Consider the following 435-nt stretch of genomic DNA (forward strand, 5'->3'; position numbering starts at 1 on the left):
CTGCCGGATCCTGCCGAGGAGCCGCCAGTGCCGACCGTCGACGAGCTGGTGCCGCCGCCCGCCGAAGAGCCGCCGGTGCCCACGGTGGAGGACGACTGCGCGAGCGCCATGGCAGCGCCGCCGATGACGAAGGTGGTCGCAAGGGCGGCGACGCGAACGTGCTTTAACATGTATTATCTCCGTTTATCCGGTTGTACGGGCCATAAACGGACAGCAAAGAAAAACCGTTCCACGGTATTTCTGCACAATCCTGCAAATCGATGACATGAACAGCAGTTAAACGAAATTGATATGCTTCGTTTATCATCCCGCAAACTGGCATGCGGCATCGCCACCGGAGGATGACCTCGGCGCGCTGCCGCGAACGACCCGTCGTCGCGGCCGGCCCGGTCTGTGCGGGCGGTGCGTCGGACGGGTGCTGCAGGGGGCGAGGAA

At 63.0% G+C, this 435-nt stretch carries 1 protein-coding gene; it reads right to left on the bottom strand.

The window, feature by feature from the left end; translation table 11 throughout:
- Positions 1-163: 163 nt before the first annotated feature.
- Positions 164-435: hypothetical protein (locus FV222_RS30845; protein ID WP_210248533.1), on the bottom strand; the 272-nt coding region annotated here is incomplete at its 5' end.

It is taken from the genome of Methylobacterium sp. WL103, from assembly GCF_008039885.1.
GTDB classification, from domain to species: Bacteria; Pseudomonadota; Alphaproteobacteria; order Rhizobiales; family Beijerinckiaceae; genus Methylobacterium; species Methylobacterium cerastii.